Consider the following 23,908-nt stretch of genomic DNA (forward strand, 5'->3'; position numbering starts at 1 on the left):
ATCGCGGATGAACGAACACGAGCAGCCTGCATTCTGGCCCGCCCAGGGGAATCTTCACCAGGGGCGGGTTTTTGTCCTTAAAGAGGATGTGATTTTTACCGTGCTGGCGCAGGAGGGCGGTATCGCCTGGATGCACGCGCGCCATCCCCATTCAGGCGGCTCGTTCATCATTGCCACCGCGGCGAGCGACGAAGAGGAAGAGCGGGCCACGCGGCTGCTGAAAAACGAATTTGCGCTGCGTGACGTGCTGCAGGACAGCTGGGCCATCCGCGCCGTTGCCTCTACCCAGTACCGGGGACGTTTCGCGCTGGTGTATGCGCCGTTTGCGTTTGAGCTGCTGGCGCGGCGCGCGGGCAGGGCGATCTCGGGGATCTCGCGCTTTATTGAGATGGCGATCCAGATCTGCGTTCCCCTGCGCCAGATGCACCTGCAAAACCTGATCCACGGCGATATCAAGCCCGGCGCGATTTTTGTTCATCACGATGCCACCTGCCGTCTGGGCAGCTTTGGCCTCTCCTGTAGCCTCTCCGGTGCCTTCTCCCAGACCCGGCTTGCTGTTTCAGGCGGTACGCCCGCGTATATGTCGCCGGAGCACACCACCCGCACCCGGCGTCCCGTTGACGGCCGCAGCGATCTCTACAGCCTCGGCATGGTGCTGTATGAACTCCTGACCGGTCGCCTGCCGTTTGAGTTGGGGGAGGACGATCAAACCAACTGGGCGCACTACCATATTGCCTCGGAGCCGCTGGCCCCGGACGTGATTCGCCCGGACGTGCCGGGGATGCTGTCGACCATCATCCTCAAGCTGCTGGAGAAGCACCCCGATAACCGCTACCAGACGGTCGACGGGCTGATTGCCGACCTCCGCCGCTGCCAGGCGACGCTGACCTGCGAGGGCGAGATCGTCGCCTTTACCCCCGGCCAGCAGGACCGCACTCCCGCGATCCATCTGGCGGACTCCCTGTTCGCGACGCATCCGCAGGCGAATGACGTCATTGCCGCGTTTGAGCGGGTGGGGCAGAACCTGGTGCCGGAGCTGGTGACGATCGGCGGGCCGTCGGGGATTGGCAAATCGTCGATCATCGCGACGGCGCTCAAAACGCTGCAGCAGCGTCAGGTATTGCTGGCGGTGGGGAAAGTCGATCAGTTCTCGCCGTCTTTGCCCTACGGCGTATTAAGCTCCGCGTTCCGCACCCTGACGCTGCACCTGCTGGGGCTGCCCGCGGAAGAGGTGGCGAAGTGGAAAATCCGCCTGTCCCGCGCCCTGGAGGGATACGAAGCGCTGGCCGTCAGCCTGGTGCCCGAGCTGGGGCTACTCCTTGAGAGCAAGCCGCGCTACTCGGCGGATACCTTTTCCATTGATGCCCGGGCGCGCTTCAGCCATATGGTGCTGGCGCTGGTTAAAACCTTTGCTTCTCAGGGCTGCCCGCTGGTGCTGGTGCTCGACGATCTCCAGTGGAGCGACGCGGCCAGCCTGCATACGCTGAAACATCTGCTGGTGACCTGCGGCGCTATCCCGCTGCTGCTGGTGGTCGCCCACCGCGATATCGGTTCGTTGTCTGAACCAACGCTGCAACAGCAGCTGGCGAGCCTGCCGGAGGCGGCGCAAAACGCGACTGAAATTGTCCCGCAGGCGCTGTCCGTGAAGGCGGTGGCGCGCTGGCTGGCGACGATATTTCGTGCCCGCAGCGCGGCGACGACCGACCTCGCCACGCTGATCCACGAGAAAACCGGGGGCAACCCGCTCTTTGTGCACGAGTTTTTCCGCCGCATCGTGGATGACGGGCTGGTGGTGCACAACAAATATCAGGATAAGTGGCACTACGATCTGCAGGCGATCCGCGCCCGGCACTACACCGAAAACGTCGTTACCCTGGTGCTGGAGCAACTCGAAGAGCTGCCCGACGAGACGCGCCGCCTGCTGGGCAGCCTCGCCTGCCTCGGCGGCACGGGCGAGATGGAGATGATCTGCCGGGTGGTCAGCATGTCGATGGCGGAAATGCGCTATGCGCTGCATCCGGCGGTGATGGCCCAGCTCATTGTGCTGACGGAAAAAGAGTACGCCTTTACCCACGACCGGGTGCAGGAGGCGGCCTTTGCGATGCTGGATCAGCATGAGAAAAGCCATCTTCACCTGACCACCGCCAGCCTGCTGGCCGACGCCGCGCGTCAGGCCGCGGGGAACGAACTGCTGTTCCGCGCCGTTCACCACGTCACGGCCGCGCTGGACTGCATCCAGCCCGCGCCGCAGCGCCAGATGTTCCGCGAGCTGAGCCTGCTGGCCGCGCGACGCGCGAAACGCTCGGGGGATTATCTTTCGGCCCTCAGCTATATCCAGACCGCCAGAGCGCTGGGCAACGCCGGGACGGTGTCGGACTTTATGCTTGATATCGAAGAGGCGGGCTGCGAGTTTGCGCTGGGGCACCTGGAGCGCACCCGCGAGCTGTGTGACGCCATCCTCGGCTGCCCCGGCGGGCTGACCGAAAAGGCGCTGGCGGCCAACCTGCTGGTGGAAGTGTACATTCGCCAGTCGGACAGCCGTCTGGCGCTGGAGGCGGCGCTCTGCTGGCTGGGGATTTTTGGTATTCAGATTGGCCGCCACCCGGAAGATGCCGACTGCGACGAGGCCTGGGAACGCTTCTGCAACCGCACGGCCGACGCGCCGCAAAGCCTTTTTGCCCAGCTGTCGCGAATGGATAACCCGGAAACCGAAGCGGTGATGAACCTGCTCTACAGCGCCAGCATTTGCGCCAGCTTCATCTGCCCGCGCCTGCATTTTTTGCTGCTCTGCCGCATGATGCACCTGACCCTCGACCACGGCATCACTGGCGCCTCCACCACGGCGATGGCCTGGTTTGGCGTGCTGATTGGCCAGCGCTACGCCGAGTACCGCCTCGGGTTCCAGTACGGCACCCTGGCCCGCGAGCTGGTGAACCGCCACGGCTACGACGCGTTCGAAGCCAAAACCCTGCTGCCCCTCGACCAGCTCAGCGTCTGGACCCAGCCTCTGTCATTCACCATCGAGTGCGCAAAAGCCTGCTTCACCGCCGCCGTTACCCACGGCGATATGACGATGGCCTGCTTTGCGGCCTGCCATCAGGTCATTAACTTCCTCTCACGGGGCGATCACCTGGACGGAGTGTTGACCAGCATCGATCGCGGCCTGGCGTTTGTACGTAAAACCCACTTCCAGGACGTGGAGACCATATTGATGCTCCAGCGCACCTTCGTGGAGTTTTTGCGCACGCCGACGATTGGCACCTGGACCGCGTCGCAGGCGCTGCCCGAGGCGCTGCTTCCCGCGTCGCCGGAGCAGGCCCCGGAGCAGACCTCCACCATGCTGTTCTGGTACTGGCTCTACCGTGGAATGGCGCACTTTACCTGCGGCGAGTATGCCGACGCGCAGGCGGATCTTGAGATGGCGGGCTGGTACGCGTGGTCTGCGCCGGGGCACATCCATCTGCTGGATTACCATCTCTACAGCGCGCTGGCGCTCTCACGTCAGCTGACGCCGGAGACGTTTTCGGCGAATCACCGCCGCAGCATTCACGCTCACTACGACAAAATCGCCCTCTGGGCGCGCATTAATCCCGGCACGTTCGCGGATAAAGAGGCGCTGATCTACGCCGAAATTGTCCGTCTGGACGGGATGAACAGCATTGCGCTTGAGCAGTATGAGAAGGCGGTCCGGCTCTCCCGCGAGGGTGGCTTTAACCCGATTAACGCCCTGGCCCACGAGCTGGCGGGCCGCTTTGCGCTGGCCTGCGGCTACCCAACCGCATCAGACGCGCACTTCCGCGGCTCGATTGCCGCCTGGGGCCGCGCGGGCGCGCAGGCCAAGGTGCGCCAGCTGGAGCAGGATTTCCCGCACCTGCTGGCCTCCGGGCAGGCCAGCGCCTACGACACGGTGGCGTTTGCCCAGAACGAGACGATCCGCGATCTGCAGAGCGTGATCAAGGCTTCCCGCGCGCTGTCGGAAGAGATCAATCTTGAGCGCCTGATTGAAAACCTGATGACCATCCTGCTCGAACGCGCCGGGGCGCAGCGCGGCCTGCTGCTTCGCGTGAGCGATAACCTGATCCCGGAGATCGAGGCCAGCGCCTGGACCAGCACCGACGGCGTGCGGGTGCGGATCCTGAAAGACGTGCCGATGGCGACCGACATGCCGCTGTCGGTGCTGGCTGCGGTGATCCGCACCGGGCAGGAGATCCGTACCGGCAAGCCGGAGGAGTTTCATCCCTTCAGCCAGGACCCTTATCTGGTGACCTCGGGGGCGGCGGTGATGTGCGTCCCGATGTTCAAACAGGCGCGGCTGGTGGGCGTGCTCTACCTGGAAAACCGCCTGATGCCGGAGGTCTTCACCGCCGAGCACTCGCGCGTGGTCAGCCTGCTGGGCGCGCAGGCAGCGGTATCCCTGGAGACGGCGCGGCTCTACGCCGAGCTGCTGGCGGAGAACATTCAGCGCCGCCGGGTGGAAAAAGAGCTGCGCGCCAGCCAGACCTCGCTGATGCTGGGCGAGCAGATCAGCCACACCGGCAGCTGGCGCTGGGAGCTGGAGCAGGATCTGATGTTTGTCTCGGAAGAGTACGCCCGCATTCTCGGCCTGCCCGACCAGCAAAAGATGATCTCCATGGCGGAGTTTTTAACCTTCGTCCACGAGGACGATTACGCCCGCATCAGCGCCATCGTCACCCAGAGCGTGCGCGACGGGCTCTCCATGCGTGCGGAGTTTCGTATAAAGCGCACCGACGGCTCAACGCGCTACATCCTCGGAATTGGCGATCCGGTGGGGGTGGGCAGCGAGGTGAACGAGTACTACGGCATCATTACCGATATCACCAGCCAGCGCGCCGCGGAGGATGCCATGCGGGTGGCGCAGGCGGATCTGGCGCGCGTTTCCCGCGCCACCACCGTCGGGCAGCTGACCTCCTCCATCGCTCACGAGATCAACCAGCCGCTGATGTCGATCGTCTCGAATGCCGGGGCGAGCCTGCGCTGGCTCAGCCGCGAGCCCGCCCGCCTGGATAAAGTGCGCGAAGGGCTGGAGGAGATCGCCGCGGAAGGCGCGCGTGCGGGGGAGATCATTCGCAGCATCCAGTCCCTGACGCGCAAGCAGGATCCCACCTTCTCGCGCATCGATATGCACTACCTGATCCACCATATCATCACGCTTTCGCGCAGCGAGCTGGAGCAGAGACACATTAGCGTTGATTATCTGTTGAACGCCAGCGACAGCTTTATCACCGGCGACAGCGTGCAGATCCAGCAGGTGCTGCTGAATCTGGTGATGAATGCGGTAGAAGCGATGGCCGAGGTGAGGGATCGCGCCAGCACCATCATCCTCAGCACCGCCAACGCGGAAGGGAAAGTGATCGTTGAGATCGCCGATACCGGGAGCGGCATTGAGCCCGAACGGCTGGAGCAGATTTTTGACTCGTTCTACTCCACCAAGCCGCAGGGGATGGGGATGGGGCTGACCATCAGCGCCAGCATCATCGAGCGCCACTGCGGAAAGCTGAGCGCGCGCCGCCGGGAGCCGCACGGCACGGTGTTTACCTTCGCGCTGCCGCTGGCCGCGCAGGAAGGGTAAACGTTACTCCGCGGGCTGGCTTTTGGTCAGGCGCTCAACGGCCCTGACCAGCTCGGCCACGGAGCGCACCTGCATTTTCTCCATCACGCGGCGGCGGTGCACCTTCACCGTGATCTCGCTGACGCCCAGCTCGGCGGCAATCTGCTTGTTGAGCTTGCCGGTGATGGCAAGCTCAAGCACCTCGTGCTCGCGCGGCGTGAGGGACAAATGGCGCTGCTTCAGGGCGTAGTGCTCTTTATTGCGCACGGCGTTGTTTTCCGCCAGCTGCAGCGCGGACTCAATGGCGTCGATCAGCGCGGCGGATTCAACGGGCTTGGTGAGAAATTCGTACGCGCCGCCTTTGATGGCGCGCACTGACATCGGGATAGTGCCGTGGCCGGTGAGAAAAATAATCGGGATCTCGCGCCCGCTGTCTTTGAGCGCGTCCGCCACCTCGAAGCCAGAGATGGCGGGCATCTGCATGTCGAGGATCACGCACGACGGCAGATCCTCAAACCGGTGTTGAAGAAACGTTTCTGCTGATGAAAAGCCGATGGCGTTTAAGTCTGCCGATTCCAGCAGCCCGATTACGGACTGCCTGACCGCGTCATCGTCATCAACCACATACACAATGTGTTCCATTCACCGCCCCGGTGCTGATTTAAATGTCGAGGATGCAAACAGTCTCAACGGTGGCGTAAGAGACTGTTTATGCTGACTTTCATCTTAACACATTAAATATCATTATCATTTAACAATATGATAACCATATGAAGTATAGCGAGCCGGGGCGGGGGTGGTGAAGGAATGAAACGCTGTTTTTATGCACCGACAAGCTCGATGCGGTTGCCGTCCGGGTCCGCGATTACCGCTTCATAAAAGCCGTCCCCGGTCATGCGCGGGGCGCTGAGCAGCGTGCCGTTTGCCTGCGCCCGCTCGGCCATGCTGTCCACTTTTGCCTTGCTGCCGACGTTAATGGCGATATGCGCCCAGCCGATAAACTCCGGGTGCGACGGGGCGTCGGGCAGGTCCGGCAGCGTCATCAGCTCGAGGGTCGGCCCGTCATCCAGGGTAATAAAATGGGATTCAAACCCCGGACGGTTTTTGCTGACGTAGCGTTCATTACTGCGGCCATTAAACACTGTTTCCCAGAACTGAACCTGGGCCTCAAGGCTGCGGGTCCAGAGTGCGACATGTGCAATATTCATAAGATCCCTCGTTATTTGTCTGTGAGGACTTTCACCGATAAAACAGGCTACACTCTGGTTTTGAGCGCGACAAGCTGAGGAAACAACAATGCACTACACACTGAAAGAAAGCGACAAGGACAAAGCGGAAGGGTCAAGCGGCGCGGGCGCTCTGCAGCAAAAACTGCTGGAGTCCCGTTCGATTGTCATCTCCGGCGAGATCAACCAGGAGCTGGCGCAGAAAGTCATTACCCAGATGATCCTGCTGCAAAGCGTCAGCAACGATCCGATCAAGCTGTACATCAACAGCCAGGGCGGCCACGTGGAAGCGGGTGACACCATCCATGACTTCATCAAGTTCATCCGCCCGGAAGTGCACGTTATCGGCACCGGCTGGGTGGCAAGCGCCGGGATCACCATCTTCCTGGCAGCGAAAAAAGAGCACCGCTACTCGCTGCCGAATACCCGCTTTATGATCCACCAGCCGCTGGGCGGCGTGCGCGGTCAGGCGACGGATATTGAGATCGAAGCGCGCGAGATCATCCGCATGCTGGATCGCGTCAACAAGCTGATCGCTGACGCCACCGGCCAGCCGCTGGAAAAAGTGAAAAAAGACACCGACCGCAACTACTGGATGTCTCCGGCAGAAGCGCTGGACTACGGCATCGTGGGCAAACTGATTACCCATTACGACGAGCTGAACCTGGATTAAGTTTTACTGCCGTGTACGTGTCGGGTAGCGGCTTCGCCTTACCCGACCTACGCGCGCTCGTTTGACCCATGACAAGTTCCCCCTCTGCCTTCTTGCCTATAATCGCGCCTGTTTCCCCTCTCACTGGTGCTACCCATGGCGTATCAATTGAACCTGAACTGGCCGGAATTTCTTGAGAAATACTGGCAAAAACAACCCGTAGTGCTGAAAAATGCCTTCCCGAATTTTGTCGACCCGATTACCCCGGACGAGCTGGCAGGCCTGGCGATGGAGCCGGAAGTCGATAGCCGTCTGGTGAGCCACGCTAACGGCAAATGGCAGGCCAGCAATGGTCCGTTTGAGCACTTTGACGGTCTGGGCGAAACCGGCTGGTCGCTGCTGGCGCAGGCGGTGAACCACTGGCATATGCCCGCCGCGGAGCTGGTGCGTCCGTTCCGCGTCCTGCCGGACTGGCGTCTGGACGATCTGATGATCTCCTTCTCCGTGCCGGGCGGCGGCGTGGGTCCGCATATCGATCAGTACGACGTGTTTATCATTCAGGGGATGGGCAGCCGCCGCTGGCGCGTGGGCGACAAGCTGCCGATGCGTCAGTTCTGCCCGCATCCGGCGCTGCTGCACGTGGATCCGTTTGAGCCGATCATCGACGAAGATCTTGAGCCGGGCGATATCCTCTATATTCCGCCTGGATTCCCGCATGACGGCTTCACCCATGAAACCGCGCTGAACTACTCCGTCGGCTTCCGCGGGCCGAACGGCCGCGATCTGATCAGCAGCTTTGCCGACTACGCGCTGGAAAACGATCTGGGCGGCGAACACTACAGCGATCCGGATCTGACCTGCCGTGAACACCCGGGCCGCGTGGAGCAGTACGAGCTCGATCGTATCCGTCAGATGATGATCGACATGATTAGCAAGCCGGACGATTTCACGAAATGGTTTGGCAGCTTCGTCTCCACGCCGCGCCACGAGCTGGATATTGCCGCCGCCGAGCCGCCGTATTCGGCAGACGAGGTGCTGGACGCGCTTCAGGGCGGCGAAACGCTGTCGCGCCTGAGCGGCCTGCGCGTGCTGAACGTTAACGGCAGCTTCTTCATCAACAGTGAACAGCTGGAGACGGTAGACGCGAAGGGCGCGGATGCGCTGTGCCGCTACACCGAACTCGGCCAGGCCGAGCTGGGCGATGCGCTGAAAAACCCGGCGTTTGTTGACGAACTCACCGGGCTGATTAACCAGGGGTACTGGTACTTCGACGAGTAACAGGAGGCGGCGTTTAGTCAGCCTAAACGCCGCTACGTTCAAACCAGCATATTACACGCCTTCCAGTAGTTCAAAAGCCGCTCGTCGTCGCGCTCTTTCTCCGCTTTGATTTTCATCGCCTGGGCGAGATTCTCTCGCGATAACTCATGGCCTTTTTGCACGATGTCCAGGACCGCTTCACCAAGAGCCAGCGAAATTTCTGCCCGATTATTGTTGCGAATCGTCATAAATACCTCCTCGTTGGTTGCGATAATTTAATTATGATCGGGAAATAATCAGTCGGAAATAATTCATCTCATTCTTATTTTTTTTCACTTCGGCGTTAAATAGACATAATATTCCATTCTGTCAATGATGTTTCAAAATGCTAATAAGCCTTTTAAGCCTGAATTTATGCGCTACATTTATTTTTCGTGCAACAGGCAAATAACCGAAACAGGAGAATGATTATGGTAGATAAAAGCGCAATTAAGGATCACACTCAGGTTGTCGCCAGCTGCGGAACGCACGTCGGGGTTGTGGACCATTTAGACGGCGAGCGTATCAAGCTTGCTAAGAGTGACCCTGAATCAGGCGGCAAGCACCATTTTATTCCTCTCGGCTGGGTCGATAAGGTCGAAGATAATAAAGTTATCCTGACCAAAAACCATAAAGAGGTTTTTGCTGAGTGGCAGGAAGCATAAATATATTTCTCGTAAAGAAATATATATCTTCGCTCCGGCTTTGTCCGGAGCGTAATAGTGTCTGCGCCCGGTGATTGCTGACATGGCAAAGGGATGGTACTGTTTTGCCTGTCCTTTTCCCGATGCAGGCCCCGAATTATGCTCCAGAGTGAAAATAGATCAGCGAAACGCATATTTTTTGTTGAGGATTTTCAGGTATTCGGCGAGCGCTACGGCATCGACTACCGTTTCCCGCTGTTAAAAGGGGAGCAGGTCAGCGGCAGCCCGGTGTTGCAGGGGAATGTGGAAGAGATGACGCTCTCGTCCGGCATTTCGCTGACCCACTCCGACGTGCATGTATTACAACCCTACGAAACCACATCCCGCCACAGCAGCCCGCTCTATATGCTGGTAGTTCTGGAAGGGTGCGTTACGATCGCGCTCAATGGCATCGACTATCACGTTCGTCCCGGCATGGCGTTCAGCGCCCGTCTGAGTGAGGAACAGGTGATGAGTGCGCGTCACGACGCCGACAGCGCGCTGAAAACGCTCTCGTTTGGCGTGTACCCGCATGAAGCCGGGCGTGAAGCCCTGCTTGAGTCGCTGCTGCTGGAATGGCAAAACCTGAATACACCCACGTTTGTCTGGCACGTTCCCGAGTTTGTTATGTCAGGCATTCAGCATGCGCAGCAGCAGAGGGGAAGCATGCTCGCGCGTAAGCTATTGCTGGAGGGGCTGATGTACCAGCTGCTCGGCCACGGCCTGAACCAGCGCCAGCAGCCCTGCCCGAGCCGCCCTGAGCATGCGCGCCTGGAACGCGTACGGAGCATGCTGGAACAGTCTCCTGAACGGGATCATACTCTCGCGCAGCTGGCAGCCCTGGCTGCAATGAGCCCAAGCAGCCTGCGCAGCAAGTTCCGTCAGCGCTACGGCTGCACCCTCTTCGATTATCTTCGCGACTGTCGCCTTGCGCTGGCGCGCCGCTATCTTCTGGAAGGCCACAGCGTGCAGCAGGCGGCCTGGATGTGCGGGTATCAGCATGCCACCAACTTCGCCACCGCGTTTCGTCGTCATTACGGGATTTCTCCGGGCGACGTGCGCAAACTCCGCTAACGTAATTTCGCCCATCGCGCGAACGCATCCCGTGCGGTTTAGCATCGCGCATATGTAACCTGGCGGCGCGCATAGCCGTTTGCACTCTCAAAAAGGTAATAATTCTTATTAACAATAAGAAATATCTCTGGAGAGGGTTATGTTTGCTAAATCGCGTCTGGCACTGCTGGTGGGATGGGTTACCGGTAGCGTCGCTTTTCCTTTACTGGCGCAGGATGCGCAAAAAACTGACACCGTGGTGGTGACCTCGCAGATGCAGTCTGCGGCCACCAAGCTTGAAACGCCGGATATTGAAACTCCGCAGTCGGTCTCTATCGTCACGCGCGAGCAGTTCGAAGAGCAGGGCGCAACCAGCGTGCGTCAGGCCGTGAGCTACACGCCGGGGGTCTACAGCAACCAGATTGGGGCGTCTAACCGCTTTGACTACATGGTGCTGCGCGGCTTCTCTGACGGCAGCCTGGACAACGTTTACCTGGACGGCCTGAAGATGATGGGCGACACCAACTCCCACAGCTCGCTGGTGGTTGATCCGTGGTTCCTGGACAGTATCGAAGTCGTGCGCGGTCCGGCCTCCGTGCTCTATGGCCGTTCATCGCCGGGCGGGATTGTGGCGCTTACCTCCCGTAAGCCGTCGTTCGATCCGGGCGGTGAGATCAAGCTCTTCGCCGGGAACAGTAGCCAGCGTGGGGCGATGTTCGACGTCACCGGCCCGGTTGATGATAATGACCGCGTGGCGGTGCGCCTCAGCGGGATGACCCGCTATGCCGATTCCCAGTTCGATCCGCTGAAGGAAGAGCGTTACGCGCTGATGCCGAGTCTGACCTGGCGTATCACCGATAACACCCGTCTGGATCTGATGGCCTACCTGCACCGCGATCCGGAAGGCGGCAGCCACTCCGGCCTGCCGTATGAGGGCACGGTTGTGCCGCACAGCGGGAAGAAAATCTCCAACACGTTCTTTGAAGGTGAAGACGATTACGACAAGTACGATCGTCGGGAAAACATGGTCGGCTATAACCTTGAGCACCTGTTTGACAGCGGCTGGTCCGTGCGCCAGAAGCTGCGCTACCTGCACACCAAAGTGGAGCTGAACCAGGTGTATGCCGCAGGCTGGCTGAATGACACCGAGTTGAACCGCGGCTATTCCGGCTCTGACGAGAAGATGAACGCCATCACCCTGGATAACCAGGTCGACGGCAGCTTCGACACCGGGGCGGTGAACCACCGCGTGCTGATCGGCATGGACTATCAGGACCGCACCAACAACGTGACCGGCTACTATGGCGGCTTCCCGCCGATTGACGCCTTCCACCCGGTTTACGGTGCGAAGCCGGACTACATCACCCAGTACAGCAGGGAAAAGCATAAGCTTCGCCAGACCGGTTACTACCTACAGGATCAGATGTCCGTTGACCGCTGGCGCCTGACGCTCGGCGGGCGTTACGACCAGGTGAGCGTGTCGAACGTCGACAACTTCAACCATACCCGCAGCGATCTGGATAAAAACAACTTCAGCAGCCGCGCGGCGCTGCTGTATCTGTTTGATAACGGCGTTGCGCCGTACGTCAGCTACTCCACCGCCTTTACGCCGACCAGCTTTGCCGACGAGCAGGGCAATATCCTGGATCCGATGAAGGGCAAGCAGTGGGAAGCGGGCGTGAAGTATGAGCCAGAAGGGATGAACAGCCAGTTCAGCGCCTCGGTGTTCCGCATCAACCAGAAGAACATTGCCACCAAAGAGGAGCCGACCGATCCGTACCGTTCCATCGGTGAAATCGAATCCGAAGGCGTTGAGCTGGAGGCGATTGGTCAGCTGACCGACAGCCTGCGCATGCAGGCGGCGTACACCTACACGGATATTCGCTATAAGAAGAGCAGCCCGGAAGAGGAGGGCAAGCGCGCCGTCTATGCCCCGCGTAACATGGCCAGCGCCTGGCTGAGCTACGACGTCAAAACCGGCCCGCTGGACGGCCTGACCGTCGGCTCCGGCGTGCGCTATGTCAACGGGATCGCCAGCGATCGCCAGAACACCCATACGCTTCCGTCGTACACGCTGGTGGACATGGTCGTGGGATATGACCTGTCGAAAGTGGGGCTTACGGGCGTGAGCGCGCAGCTGAACGTCAATAATCTGACGGACAAAAGCTACGTTGCGGCGTGTAACTCGCTCTCTTACTGCTACTTCGGTGCAGAACGCAGCATTGTGGGCAGCGTTTCGTGGAAGTTCTGAGTCGTTGATTTTGCCGGGTGGCGGCTTCGCCTTACCCGGCCTACTCTATTCCGTAGCGCCACCGGCGCTAAAAAACGTACTACTCCTCCATCGCAATCACAATCGCCTCGCCCATCTTCTTCAACGCCTCGCGATGTTTATCCGTCGGCGGCAGCGCCACGTTGATCCGCAGGCAGTTGCGGTACTTCCCTGACGCGGAAAACAGCGACCCGGCCGCCGCCTGGATCTTCAGCCGACACAGCTGCTTGCTGACGCACACCATATCCACCTTCTCCGGCAGTTCAACCCACAGCAGGAAGCTCCCCTGCGGGCGCGTGACGCAAATCTCCGCCGGAAAATACTGCCGCACCCAGCAGGTGTAGGTTTCCATATTCTGCTGATAAATCTGGCGCATACGGCGCACGTGGCGATGGTAATGGCCGTCGCGAATAAACGCCGCCACCGCCATCTGGGTGCCCGGCACGTTAAACCCGCCCGCGGCGTATTTCATGTGCATCACGCGGTCGTAATAGCGTCCCGGCACAATCCAGCCGACGCGCAGGCCCGGCGCCACGGTTTTGGTAAACGAGCTGCAAAGGATCACGCGGCCATCGATGTCCATCGAGTGAATGGTGCGCGGGCGCGGGTACTCCGCCGCCAGCTCGCCGTAAATGTCATCCTCCACAATCACGATATCGTGCCGCTGGGCGAGGGCTAAAACCTGTTTTTTCCGCGCTTCCGGCATGATAAACCCGAGCGGGTTATTGCAGTTGGGCACCAGGATCACCGCCTTGATCGGCCACTGCTCCATTGCCAGCTCTAACGCCTCAATGCTGATCCCGGTTTCAGAATCGGTGGGAATTTCAATCGCCTTGATGTCAAACCCGCGCAGCATCTGCATGGTGCCGTGAAAAGATGGCGACTCCACCGCCACGATGTCCCCCGGTTTGCACACCGAGAGCAGGGCGATCGACAGCGCGCCGTGGCAGCCGTTGGTGATCACAATGTCGCTTGCCGAGACGGTCGAGCCGCCGTCCAGCATCAGACGGGCGATCTGCTCGCGCAGCTCAAGGCGGCCGTCGAGGACGTCATAGCTCAGCATCTCGCTCGGGTTATGCTGCGCAAGGCGGCTCATCTCGCGCCACAGGGGCTTCAGGCTCGGCTGGTTAATGTCCGGCGAGCCGCCGCCAAAGGAGATCATCTCTTTGTCGGCGCGGGCATCCAGCAGCATCATCACCTCATCCCACTGGGTGACGTCCACCGGGCGCTGCACCGGGCGCGTCATCGCCGGAACGGGCGGCTGGGCCTTGCGCGGCGAGACAAAATAGCCGGAGCGCGGCTGAGGGGTGATCAGCTGAAGGTTTTCGAGGATCTGGTAGGCCTGCTGTATGGTGCTGATGCTCACGCCGTGCTCCTGGCTCAGGGCGCGCACCGACGGCAGACGCTCGCCGCTGCGATACAGCCCTTGTTCAATGCGTTCTGCCAGAAGGTTGGCCAGGTGTTGATAGCGTGTCATGCTGTATCCTTTATTTTCACCATACAGATTATTAAACCAGTACAGATTGCCGCAAAAAACGGCATGCAGATACCGTTTTAGCGGATCTGTATGTTAAATAAAAGTTGTTTTTGCATCTGTATTGCGCAGGTCGATTTGTAGGAAGATAACCCCACTGGCACAGTGAGGAGAGCATTATGGAATTCTACGAGAATCGTTCAAAACGTCCGTTTATTGTGTTTGTCTGGATCGCAAAAACGCTGCGTAACTGGTACCGCATCAACCGGACCCGCCGCATCCTGAGCCAGATGAGCGACGAGCAGCTCAAGGACGTTGGGTTATCCCGCAATGATATTTAAACCGTGGCCGGGTAAGGCGCAGCCGCCACCCGGCGTTTTTCAGCTCAACAGCGCGAGCGTCTGCCGTTTCGGCCTTTCCAGCAGCTCCACCGCCTCCTGATACGTCCGTACGTTGTTATAGCCCATCACCAGCCCGTAGCGTTTGCCCGACCCGCGATACCACTCCGAGAGCGCATTGACCTGCAGCTGCTGTTCCTGCCAGCAACGGGCCATTTCCCGGTCACAGCTCCCTTTGGTTAGAAACGCCACGATATGCATCCCGCCGTCGTTTTGCTCGGTGAAAAACAGATCGCCATACACCTCGCGCAGGGCGGCAATCATCCAGTCGCGGCGGGTCTGATACAGCGCGCGCATCTTCTTGAGATGGCGGAAAAAATGCCCTTCGTTGAGAAACGCGGTGAGGATCTTCTGCGTCAGCACCGGCTGGCCGCTGGTGGTGATATCCGCGCAGTCGGTAAAGGCTCCGACGGTGCTGGCGGGCATCACCACGTAGCCCATGCGCAGCGACGGCATGATGGTTTTACTGAAGGTGCCCATAAAGATCACCCGGTCGTGCTGGTCGAGGCTTTTCAGCGACGGCAGCACCTTGCGGGTGTAGTGAAACTCCCCGTCGTAATCGTCTTCGATGATCCACGCCTCGTTCTGGTTGGCCCAGTCGAGCAATTGCTGCTTGCGCGGCAGGGAGAGCGTCACCGCCAGCGGGCTCTGGTGCGAGGGGGTGACGATGGCAAAACGCGCGTCACGATGGTGACGAAGCAGGTAGTCCGTATCAATGCCGCAGCGATCGACCGGCACCGTGTGCAGGCGCGGCACGATCCGCTTCAGCAGCTGCTGGCCCATAAAGTAGCCCGGATCTTCAAACACCACCTTGTCGCTGCGGCTGGCGAGGGTGTCGAGGATCAGCCGCAGGCTGCCGCTGTAGCCGCTGGTGATCAGCACCTGTTCGGCGGTGCAGGACAAGCCGCGTGAGATATTGAGATAGCTGGCGATGGCCTGGCGCAGCGGATACCAGCCCAGGACGGGCGGATTGAGCATCTCCTCCTGACGCATGGCGCGCGTCGCCTGGCCCGCCAGCAGCAGCCATTTTTTATACGGGAAGCTGTCGAGGGCGGGGATGCCGGGGCGCAGAAAACCGGCCCGCTCGCGCTGGCTGATAAGCGAGGCCGGAAGCGTGCCGGTAGGCTGTTCCGCAGGGGCATTGTTATCCGGCAGCAGTAAATCCGGGTTGACCCGCGTGCCGCGCGCGCCCTGGCTCACCAGATACCCTTCACCCGTCAGAATGGCGTACGCCGTTTCGACGGTTTTGCGCGCCACCTTCAGCTCTTCCGCCAGCACGCGGATGGCAGGTACCTTATCCCCCGGCTTCAGCACGCCGCGCGTGATGTTGTCGCGATAGCGGGTATAAATGTCGTGATAGCCCGGCTTCATGTCCTACCTCATTTCACGCTTTTTGTATCTTTTTACTATGTCATGAACGGCGTAGATTTGCCTCATCGCACGGCACATGCCGCACAAAAAGAGGAAAGACAATGAGCACTCGCGTTAACCACCATAAAGTTACACCTGCCCTCGCCAACGCGCTGTCTGCCCTGAGCATGGAGGTGGCAAAAACCTCCATCGACCCGGCGCTGAAGCACCTGATCGACATTCGCGTGTCGCAGCTGAACGGCTGCACCTTCTGCCTGGATATGCACTCTAAAGAGGCCAAAATCGCCGGGGAACGCGAGCTGCGCCTGTACCATCTGGCGGCCTGGCGCGAGTCCCCGCTGTTCAGCGCCCGCGAGAAAGCCGCGCTGGCCTTCACCGAAGCGCTGACCCAGATTGGCGTTCACGGGGTGAGCGACGCGCTGTACCGCAGCGTGGCGGAGCACTTCTCGGACGTGGAGATTTCAGAGCTGAACTTCGCCATCGTGGCAATCAACGCCTGGAACCGTCTGGGGATCACCTCCCGCATGGCGCCCGGCTCGCTGGACGCGGCTTACGGGCTGAATAAGGCTAACCTGGAGTAATCCCGCGCTCGCGGATCATCGCCACCAGCGCCCGCAGTCCCGGCGGAACGTGGCGATGGCCAGGGTAATACAGGCGCAGCCCGGCAAAGGGCTGCGCCCAGTCGTTTAAAACGCTCACCAGCTCTCCACGCTCAAGCTCTTCCCGGATATACAGTTCCGGCAAAAATCCTACCCCTAATCCCGCCTTTACGGCGCGGATCGAGGCGAAAAGATCGGATGTCGCAAAGCGCGGCGGTACGGCAAGGGCGTACGTTTCCCCCCGACGCGCCAGCTCCCAGCGGTAGATCCCGCCGTGGGCCATGCGCATGCCGATCCCCTGATGTGAAAGCAGATCGTCCGGCGTCTGCGGAGTACCGTGACGGGCAAAATAGTCCGGCGTGGCGGTCACCAGCTGGCGGATCTCCCCGGTCAGCGGCACGGCTATCATGTCCTGCGGCACGGACTCCTCAAGGCGGATCCCCGCGTCATAGCCTTCCGCGACGATGTCGATCATGCGCGCTTCGCTGACGGTTTCCACGCGCATCTTCGGGTAGCGGATCATAAAGTCGATCAGCAGCTGGTCCAGAAACAGGGTGCCGATATGGTTCGGCACGTTCAGGCGCAGCGTGCCGGCGGGTTCCCCGGTGTCGCTGTGGATCTCCTCGCTGGCGAGGCGGATCTCCTGCAGCGCCGGGCCAACGCGCGCCACGTAGCGCTGTCCGGCGTCGGTGAGCGCCACGCTGCGGGTAGTGCGGTTAAAGAGGCGAGTATCCAGGCGGCTCTCCAGCCCGGCGATGGCGTTACTGACCGCCGTGGCGGACATGCCGAGCTCCTGCGCCGCGCCGCGAAAGCTGCCGCGCCGCACCACCGCCATGACCACTTCCAGCTCTGTCAGACCTGAACGATGCATAGATTATCCTGAAAATCGAAACAACCCTTGCAGCATAGCGTGGATTATCGCAACGGAGAAGCCGTGCCAGACTGTGCTCACACAGCCTGAGGAGGTTTATATGCACACTATCGAACAGATCTTTATTAACGGCGAATTTGTTACCCCGCACGGCACCGAACGGTTTGATTTATACAATCCGGCGACGGCGCAGGTCATCGGGCAGGTACGCCTGGCGGATGAGGTTGACGCAGCGCGCGCCGTTGCGGCGGCAAAAGCGGCGTTCCCCGCGTGGTCGCAGACGACAAAGCAGGAGCGCATTGCCGCGCTAAAACGTATGCACGCCGCCGTGGCCGCTCGTCACGACGATCTGCTGGAAGCGGTCATCGAAGAGTACGGCGCGCCCGCCTCGCGCTCGGCGTGGATGGCCAGCTATCCGGCGGAGGTGATTGCTCAGGCGATTGAGGCGATGGAGGCGTTTGAATTCGTCACCCCTGCGGGCGCAGCCACTGTGCAGATGACGCCGCTTGGCGTGGCCGGGCTGATTACGCCGTGGAACAGCGACGCAGGATTTATCTGCGGCAAGCTGGCGGCAGCGCTGGCCGCGGGCTGTACGGCGGTGATCAAGCCGAGCGAAATGAGCGCCCTGCAAACGCAGATTGTCACCGAAGCGCTGCGCGATGCGGCTCTGCCGCCGGGCGTGTTTAACATCGTCACCGGGCGGGGTGAGACGGTCGGTGACACAATCAGCCGCCATCCGGACGTGGCAAAAATCTCGTTTACCGGTTCGACGCATACCGGCAAGGCGATCCTGCGCAACGCGGCGGAAAGCTTTAAGCGCGTGACGCTGGAGTTAGGCGGGAAATCGCCGACGATCCTGCTGGATGACGTGGATCTGGCGCAGGCGATCCCGCTGGTGATTCAGGCCGGGTTTATGAACAGCGGGCAGGCGTGCGTGGCCGGAACGCGCATTCTGGTGCCTTACTCGCGTAAGGCGGAGATTGAAACCGCGCTGGCGCAGGCCGTGGCGGCGGTGAACTCCGGCGACCCGCGCGATAAATCAACGGACGTCGGCCCGATGGTCAGCGCAAAGCAGTGGCAGCGGGTGCAGGGCTATATCCGCAAAGGTGTCGAAGAGGGGGCGCGCCTGCTGGCGGGCGGTGAGGGGCGGCCGGAAGGCACGCAGGACGGCTGGTTTGTGCGCCCGACGCTGTTTGCCGACGTGAACAACCAAATGACGATTGCCCGCGACGAGATTTTTGGCCCGGTGCTGTGCGTAATTCCCTATCGTGACGAGGCGGAGGCGATTGCCATTGCCAACGACACGGACTACGGCCTGAGCGCGGTGGTGCTGGGCGGTGCGGACCGCGCGCGCCGCGTGGCGCAGCAGATTGTTTCCGGTCGCGTGCTGGTGAACACCCTGGCCCATGAACCGAAAGCGCCGTTTGGCGGGTTTAAGCACTCCGGCGTGGGGCGCGAGATGGGCGAGTGGGGGATCCGCGCGTTTATGGAGCCGAGGTCGGTTCTGGGCTAAAGCTTCGCTCTTTACCGAAGCATTGTGCTTTTCCATCCTGCATTCTCTCCTCAACATCACAGCGGAGAGACCATCATGATCGCAGTCCTTTTCGAAGCCAAAGCCGCGCCTGCCCATCAGGCGCGCTACCTCCAACTTGCCGCAGAGCTTAAGCCTTTGCTGGCCGACATCGACGGCTTTATCGATATCGAACGGTTCCAGAGCCTGACGACCGACGGCAAAATACTTTCCCTTTCCTGGTGGCGGGATGAAGAGGCCGTCCGCCGCTGGAAGCAGAACGTCTTCCATCAGGCGGCGCAGGCCGAAGGGCGGGAGTCGATTTTCTCTTTCTACCGTATTCGCGTGGCGCAGCTGGTGCGGGAGTACAGTTCCGAAACGGGAGGGCGCGCGAATGTATGACGTTCACGTGATTTTCCGCGACGGGCCCGGCGAGCTGGCGCGCTTTGGACAGCTGTTGGGGCGCAACGGCGTGGGGCTGGAAGGCGGTGGCGTATTCGGTATGGAGGCCCATTTCCTGGTGGAAGATGGTGAAAAAGCGCGACGCGTGCTGCTCGACGCCGGGTTTACCGTGCAGGCGGTGCGAAAGCCAGTTATCAGAAAACTCAGGCAGGCGCGCCCCGGGGAGCTGGGTGAAATTGCGGCGGCGCTGGCGGCACGCGGCGTGTCTGTTCTTACCCAGTACAGCGACCATGCGAATCACCTTATTCTGTTGACGGATGATGATAAGCTGGCCGCAGAGATCACCGAACCCTGGGCAGCACATGTTAAAGACAAGCTTACCGACTGATAACGGCGCGGCGCTGGAGCAGGCCATTGCGGCGGTGGCGGCGGCAATGGCCGATCCGTCGCGCGTGAAGATGCTGTGCGCGCTGATGGACGGGCGGGCGTGGACCGCCACCGAACTGAGCACCGCGGCAGACGTCGCCCCCTCGACCGCCAGCGGGCATCTCGCCCGGCTGGTGGAGGGAAAGTTGATTACCTGTCTGTCTCAGGGGCGGCACCGCTACTATCGTCTGGCGGGGCACGACGTGGCGGAGCTGATCGAACAGATGATGGGGCTCTCCTGGAGCCGCATTGCGCCGCCGGAAACCACCGCGCCGAAGGCCATGCGGGAGGCGCGGACCTGCTACGATCATCTGGCGGGCACGGTGGCGGTAAAGATCTACGATTTCATGCAGGCGGAAGGCTGGCTGGAGGCAGACGGTTCAGCGCTCACGCTGTATGGCCGGGAGCAGTTTCTGAAGCTCGGCGTGTCGTTAAGCGCTCATCCGCGCCGCAAGGCCTGCTGCGCCTGTCTGGACTGGAGCGAGCGGCGGTTTCACCTCGGAGGCGAAGCTGGCGCGGCGCTGCTTATTCATCTGGAAAGCAAAGGGTGGATCCAGCGGGTGGCGGGGTATCGGGAGGTGGTGGTGACGGCTTCTGGAAAAAGTGCCGTCAGGAGGCATTTTAGCCGCTAAACTCCACTGCGGGCTGGTGCCCTCACCCCGACCCTTTCCCACAAGGAGAGGGAGACATCGTTTTCGCAATTCCTGCTCTTTCGTCTCGCGTTTCTTGATACTTACCCTGATAACTATTATCTTGACCGCGTGTGACGAGAGGTTTCCCCATGAGTGAAGAAGCGCTGTTTAGCCGCAGGCCGATGGGCATGCGGATGGCAATGATCGTGCGCCAGTGGCGTGCGGTGATTGATGATGCCATTCTCGATACCGGCTTAACCCAGTCGAGTTGGACGGTGATGATGCAGCTTCATCAGCTCGGGGATAACGTCTCAATGAGTGAGCTGGCGGAGGTGCAGGGTATTGAACTGCCGCCGCTGATGCGCACCCTGACACAGCTGGAAAAACAGGGTTACCTGCTGCGCACCACATCGCCTTATGACAAGCGCATCCGGCTTCTGACGCTGACGCCTGAGGGAAAAGCCATTTTAAAAAGGCTCACTCAGGTGATTGAGACCTATCAGGCTCGCGTATCGCAACACATCGCGCCGGAGCATATCGAGATTTTCAGCGCCACGTTAAATCAAATCGCCTGCAATTTGCGGACAATCCGCGAAGAAGACAACAAGACCGAAAAATAATGACCCCTGAACAAAAATTTGCCCGCTGGGTAAGGGTGAGTATTGCCTCTTTCCTGCTGATGTTTATCTATTTTGTCGTCGCGGATATCTGGATCCCGCTGACGCCGGACTCCACCGTCATGCGCGTGGTGACGCCGGTTTCTCCGCGCGTCTCCGGCTACGTGGCGGCGGTACATGTCCACAACAACAGCCAGGTGAAGAAAGGCGATCTGCTGTTTGAGCTCGACGACACGCCGTTTCGCAATAAAGTGGAAGCGGCGCAAATCGCGCTGGAGCAGGCGCGTCTCTCTAACGAACAGCTGGACGCGCAGATCGCCGCCGCGCAGGCCAGCCTGAAAACCGCGGTGCTGACCGCGCGTAACGACAAGGTGACCTTCGAACGCTATCAGAAGCTGAGCACGTTACAGAACGTCTCGCAGGCGGATCTGGATAAGGTCCGCACCGCCTGGCAGAGCAGCGAGCAGTCCGTCAGCACGATTCAGGCCAACATCCGGAACCTGCGCATCCAGCGCGGCGAGCGCGAAGAACACCGCAACGTGACGCTGCAAAAATACCGCAACGCGCTGGATGAAGCAGAGCTGAACCTCGGCTGGACAAAGGTCTACGCCCAGGCGAACGGCACGGTCAGTAACCTGCAGTTAAGCCCCGGTTTTTACGCCTCATCCGGCTCCGCCGCGCTGGCGCTGGTAAACAACCAGACCGATATCGTGGCCGATTTCCGCGAGAAGAGCCTGCGCCATACCCGTCAGGGCACCGATGCCGCCGTGGTGTTTGACGCCTTCCCGGGGCAGGTGTTCCGCGCCCACGTGGCCAGCAGCGACGCGGGGATCCTCGCAGGCCAGGAGGCGGTTAACGGCCAGCTCTCCCAGCCGGAGACCTCTAACCGCTGGGTACGAGACGCCCAGCGCATGCGCATTCACGTCACGCTGGACGAGCCGCTGCCGAAGCCGCTGCCAACCGGCGCGCGGGCGACCGTGCAGCTCTACAACAGCGAAGGGCCGTTTGCGCGCTTCTTCTCCGGAATGCAGATCCACCTGGTGAGCCTGCTTCACTATGTCTATTAATACGCTGGCGCGGGTCTTTACCCCGCACGGCAACATCGTCTACACGGCAAACGACTTTCGCCAGACCCTGCGCATCGTTTTTGCCGGGATGATTGCCCTGAGCATATCGAGCTTCTACAACACCAGCTACGGCGTGTTTTTCGTGGTCTATCCGATCATGCTGCTGTCGCTGGTGCCAGTGTTTAACCGCCACGTGGCGAAGCAGTTTATCTTCAGCGCATCGCTGAACTGCGTCGAAATGGTGATTATCATCGGCTATCTTTCCCAATGGCCGGTCATCATGACGCTGGTGGTATTTGCCCTTTACGTGATGCGTTTTCGCTTTATGAGCAAAGGGCCGCTGTTCCTGTTCGGCTCGATGGGTGTTGTGTGCCAGAGCGTGATGCTCAACTTTATGAGCTACCCCACCACCAACTGGCACACGCTGCTGTTTTCCAACATCGAAGCGAGCGTGATGGCGGTGTGCCTGAGCGCGCTGATGAACTACCTGCTGCCGGACGTGGAGCCACGCAAGCCGCCGCCGCTGATTGAGAAAGACGACGCCCGCGTGCGCCACGAGTCGCTGCTCTCCGGCAGCGTCGCGACGATGATTTTCGTGGTGTTTCAGATTAGCGACTTAAGCGATTCGCTCTCGGCGCTGATGGCAGGAATTCTGATCCTGTTCCCTATGCACTACCGCGGCGCGGTGATGAGCTCCATCTGGCGCGTGGTCGGGGTAGTGCTGGGCTGCCTCTACATTCTGGTGGTGCAGCTTATCCTCTACGATCACAGCAGCCATATGCTGCTGATGATGCCGCTGATTGGCCTCGGCCTTGCGTTTGGCGCGCGGCTGCACGTGATGGAGAAAGTGGGCGCGGGCGTGGGGTTTTCCAGCATCACGACCATCGGCATTATGTTCGGGCAGAACATGCACCCGGACAGCGACCTGGTGTTCAGCGATCTCTATCGCATCACCTCCGTGACCTTTTCGCTGGTGGCGACGCTGACGATGGTCTTTCTGGTGCATTTGATCCTGAACCGTTTCGCCGCCACGCGCTACGTCATTCAGGGCTGATAGCGTTTGCCGCCGCTGAAGCTCCAGTCCTCAGCGGCCGTAAACTGGATAACGACCATCACGTCTCCACCGTCAATGCCCATCTTCTCATTCAGTTGCGCAGCCAGCTGGTGGTAGAGGGCAGATTTCTGTTCAGTGCTCCTCGGTTTACCAGCAACGATATTAAACAGTATCGCCCCCTCCGTTCTGCCCGTGCTGAGATAGTGCCGATCAATGTATCGATCCCCGGCCGCGAAGCATTCAAAAAAATGGAACCTGTCCTGTGCGGGAACGGCGAAGGTTTCCGTCAGCGCCTGGTGCAGAATGTCCGAAATCTGCTTTTGCTGCATCTCGTTATAGCGGTCACCCGTCATGATACGAACAAACGGCATTATTGTTTCTCCTCTGCAAGGCTGCTCAGCGCGCTGACGGCGGCCGGCCAGCCTGCGTAAAACGCCAGATGGGTAAACGCTTCGGCTATTTCGTCGTCCGTCACGCCGTTTTGCCGGGCGAAGCCGATATGCCAGGGAAGCTGCGCGGTGCGCCCCAGGGCTGCCAGCGCGGCAAGCGTGATCAGACTGCGATCCCGCGGGGCTAGCTGCGGACGCTGCCAGATATCGTCAAAAAGTACCTGCTGGCTCAGTTCCGCCAGCTTAGGGGAAACCTGCGCAAGCGTGTCGCGATTCAGTGTTGTGCTCATTTTTATTCCTCCTGTCGTCTGGAAATCACTCTCGCAGGCTGCCACCATAAATAAAATCGC

The 23,908-nt window shown here is 60.3% G+C and carries 22 protein-coding genes and 1 pseudogene; 15 read left to right on the forward strand and 8 right to left on the reverse strand.

Features of this window, described 5'->3' with window-relative positions; translation table 11 throughout:
* Positions 1-7 precede the first annotated feature (7 nt).
* Positions 8-5,590 (forward strand): ATP-binding sensor histidine kinase, encoded by a 5,583-nt coding sequence (locus IM271_RS19035; protein ID WP_193053010.1) that lies wholly within the window; start codon positions 8-10, stop codon positions 5,588-5,590.
* Positions 5,591-5,593: 3 nt separating this feature from the next.
* On the opposite strand, the gene IM271_RS19040 is transcribed toward IM271_RS19035, so the two are convergent.
* Both IM271_RS19040 and IM271_RS19045 read right to left on the reverse strand, forming a co-directional pair.
* Positions 5,594-6,211, reverse strand: coding sequence for a response regulator transcription factor (locus IM271_RS19040; RefSeq protein WP_045259555.1), 618 nt, complete (start codon positions 6,209-6,211; stop codon positions 5,594-5,596).
* Positions 6,212-6,390: 179 nt separating this feature from the next.
* Positions 6,391-6,777: a VOC family protein gene (locus tag IM271_RS19045; RefSeq protein ID WP_045631073.1), complete on the reverse strand. Its 387-nt coding sequence runs from the start codon at positions 6,775-6,777 to the stop codon at positions 6,391-6,393.
* A gap of 85 nt (positions 6,778-6,862) precedes the next feature.
* Between IM271_RS19045 and IM271_RS19050 the strand changes: the two are divergent.
* Both IM271_RS19050 and IM271_RS19055 read left to right on the forward strand, forming a co-directional pair.
* A pseudogene (locus IM271_RS19050) lies at positions 6,863-7,468 on the forward strand (ATP-dependent Clp protease proteolytic subunit); the annotation flags it as partial.
* A gap of 135 nt (positions 7,469-7,603) precedes the next feature.
* Complete coding sequence (locus IM271_RS19055) at positions 7,604-8,725, forward strand: cupin domain-containing protein (protein ID WP_048959773.1); 1,122 nt, start codon at positions 7,604-7,606, stop codon at positions 8,723-8,725.
* 38 nt (positions 8,726-8,763) lie between these two features.
* Here IM271_RS19055 and IM271_RS19060 read toward each other — a convergent pair whose 3' ends face one another.
* Positions 8,764-8,952: a hypothetical protein gene (locus IM271_RS19060; RefSeq protein WP_028015370.1), complete on the reverse strand. Its 189-nt coding sequence runs from the start codon at positions 8,950-8,952 to the stop codon at positions 8,764-8,766.
* 222 nt (positions 8,953-9,174) lie between these two features.
* Here IM271_RS19060 and IM271_RS19065 point away from each other — a divergent pair, with 222 nt between their 5' ends.
* The 3 genes from IM271_RS19065 to foxA all read left to right on the forward strand — a co-directional run bounded on the left by IM271_RS19065 (position 9,175) and on the right by foxA (position 12,730).
* Positions 9,175-9,408 carry a DUF2171 domain-containing protein gene (locus IM271_RS19065; RefSeq protein WP_028015371.1) on the forward strand — a complete coding sequence of 78 codons (234 nt, stop codon included), beginning with the start codon at positions 9,175-9,177 and terminating at the stop codon, positions 9,406-9,408.
* Positions 9,409-9,546: 138 nt separating this feature from the next.
* Positions 9,547-10,500: an AraC family transcriptional regulator gene (locus IM271_RS19070; RefSeq protein WP_032644966.1), complete on the forward strand. Its 954-nt coding sequence runs from the start codon at positions 9,547-9,549 to the stop codon at positions 10,498-10,500.
* 121 nt (positions 10,501-10,621) lie between these two features.
* A complete protein-coding gene (gene foxA, locus IM271_RS19075; protein ID WP_193053016.1) occupies positions 10,622-12,730 on the forward strand; it encodes a ferrioxamine B receptor FoxA in 2,109 nt (702 codons plus the stop codon).
* Positions 12,731-12,809: 79 nt separating this feature from the next.
* On the opposite strand, the gene IM271_RS19080 is transcribed toward foxA, so the two are convergent.
* On the reverse strand, positions 12,810-14,225 hold the full coding sequence (locus IM271_RS19080; RefSeq protein ID WP_063154867.1) for a PLP-dependent aminotransferase family protein: 1,416 nt from the start codon (positions 14,223-14,225) through the stop codon (positions 12,810-12,812).
* Positions 14,226-14,401: 176 nt separating this feature from the next.
* Between IM271_RS19080 and IM271_RS19085 the strand changes: the two genes are divergently transcribed.
* Positions 14,402-14,563, forward strand: a complete 162-nt coding sequence (locus IM271_RS19085; protein WP_063154866.1) for a DUF1127 domain-containing protein — start codon at positions 14,402-14,404, stop codon at positions 14,561-14,563.
* Positions 14,564-14,602: 39 nt separating this feature from the next.
* Here IM271_RS19085 and IM271_RS19090 read toward each other — a convergent pair whose 3' ends face one another.
* Positions 14,603-15,991 (reverse strand): PLP-dependent aminotransferase family protein, encoded by a 1,389-nt coding sequence (locus IM271_RS19090; RefSeq protein WP_193053011.1) that lies wholly within the window; start codon positions 15,989-15,991, stop codon positions 14,603-14,605.
* A gap of 101 nt (positions 15,992-16,092) precedes the next feature.
* Between IM271_RS19090 and IM271_RS19095 the strand changes: the two genes are divergently transcribed.
* A complete protein-coding gene (locus IM271_RS19095; protein ID WP_014882392.1) occupies positions 16,093-16,572 on the forward strand; it encodes a carboxymuconolactone decarboxylase family protein in 480 nt (159 codons plus the stop codon).
* Here IM271_RS19095 and IM271_RS19100 read toward each other — a convergent pair.
* Positions 16,559-17,461 (reverse strand): LysR family transcriptional regulator, encoded by a 903-nt coding sequence (locus tag IM271_RS19100; RefSeq protein WP_048959780.1) that lies wholly within the window; start codon positions 17,459-17,461, stop codon positions 16,559-16,561. The genes IM271_RS19095 and IM271_RS19100 overlap by 14 nt on opposite strands.
* A 100-nt stretch (positions 17,462-17,561) precedes the next feature.
* Here IM271_RS19100 and IM271_RS19105 point away from each other — a divergent pair, with 100 nt between their 5' ends.
* The 7 genes from IM271_RS19105 to IM271_RS19135 all read left to right on the forward strand — a co-directional run bounded on the left by IM271_RS19105 (position 17,562) and on the right by IM271_RS19135 (position 23,169).
* Positions 17,562-18,974 (forward strand): aldehyde dehydrogenase family protein, encoded by a 1,413-nt coding sequence (locus tag IM271_RS19105; RefSeq protein WP_193053012.1) that lies wholly within the window; start codon positions 17,562-17,564, stop codon positions 18,972-18,974.
* A gap of 75 nt (positions 18,975-19,049) precedes the next feature.
* Positions 19,050-19,373 carry an antibiotic biosynthesis monooxygenase gene (locus IM271_RS19110; RefSeq protein WP_041911331.1) on the forward strand — a complete coding sequence of 108 codons (324 nt, stop codon included), beginning with the start codon at positions 19,050-19,052 and terminating at the stop codon, positions 19,371-19,373.
* Complete coding sequence (locus IM271_RS19115) at positions 19,366-19,761, forward strand: hypothetical protein (protein WP_063942930.1); 396 nt, start codon at positions 19,366-19,368, stop codon at positions 19,759-19,761. The genes IM271_RS19110 and IM271_RS19115 overlap by 8 nt, the downstream gene beginning before the upstream one ends.
* On the forward strand, positions 19,736-20,431 hold the full coding sequence (locus IM271_RS19120) for a helix-turn-helix transcriptional regulator (RefSeq protein WP_182033668.1): 696 nt from the start codon (positions 19,736-19,738) through the stop codon (positions 20,429-20,431). Before IM271_RS19115 ends, IM271_RS19120 begins: the two co-directional genes overlap by 26 nt.
* Positions 20,432-20,580: 149 nt before the next feature.
* On the forward strand, positions 20,581-21,051 hold the full coding sequence (locus IM271_RS19125) for a MarR family winged helix-turn-helix transcriptional regulator (RefSeq protein ID WP_028015381.1): 471 nt from the start codon (positions 20,581-20,583) through the stop codon (positions 21,049-21,051).
* Complete coding sequence (locus IM271_RS19130) at positions 21,048-22,115, forward strand: HlyD family secretion protein (protein WP_120787306.1); 1,068 nt, start codon at positions 21,048-21,050, stop codon at positions 22,113-22,115. The genes IM271_RS19125 and IM271_RS19130 overlap by 4 nt, the downstream gene beginning before the upstream one ends.
* Positions 22,105-23,169, forward strand: coding sequence for a DUF2955 domain-containing protein (locus IM271_RS19135; protein WP_045259544.1), 1,065 nt, complete (start codon positions 22,105-22,107; stop codon positions 23,167-23,169). Before IM271_RS19130 ends, IM271_RS19135 begins: the two co-directional genes overlap by 11 nt.
* Here the strand turns inward: IM271_RS19135 and IM271_RS19140 are convergent.
* Together IM271_RS19140 and IM271_RS19145 are read right to left on the reverse strand one after the other, a co-directional pair.
* Positions 23,160-23,540, reverse strand: a complete 381-nt coding sequence (locus IM271_RS19140; RefSeq protein ID WP_193053013.1) for a tautomerase family protein — start codon at positions 23,538-23,540, stop codon at positions 23,160-23,162. The two genes, IM271_RS19135 and IM271_RS19140, sit on opposite strands and share 10 nt — an antisense overlap.
* Positions 23,540-23,848 carry a carboxymuconolactone decarboxylase family protein gene (locus tag IM271_RS19145; protein WP_047363825.1) on the reverse strand — a complete coding sequence of 103 codons (309 nt, stop codon included), beginning with the start codon at positions 23,846-23,848 and terminating at the stop codon, positions 23,540-23,542. Before IM271_RS19145 ends, IM271_RS19140 begins: the two co-directional genes overlap by 1 nt.
* Positions 23,849-23,908: the final 60 nt, after the last annotated feature.

The organism is Enterobacter cloacae complex sp. I3 (assembly GCF_014896175.1).
Taxonomy (GTDB): domain Bacteria; phylum Pseudomonadota; class Gammaproteobacteria; order Enterobacterales; family Enterobacteriaceae; genus Enterobacter; species Enterobacter bugandensis.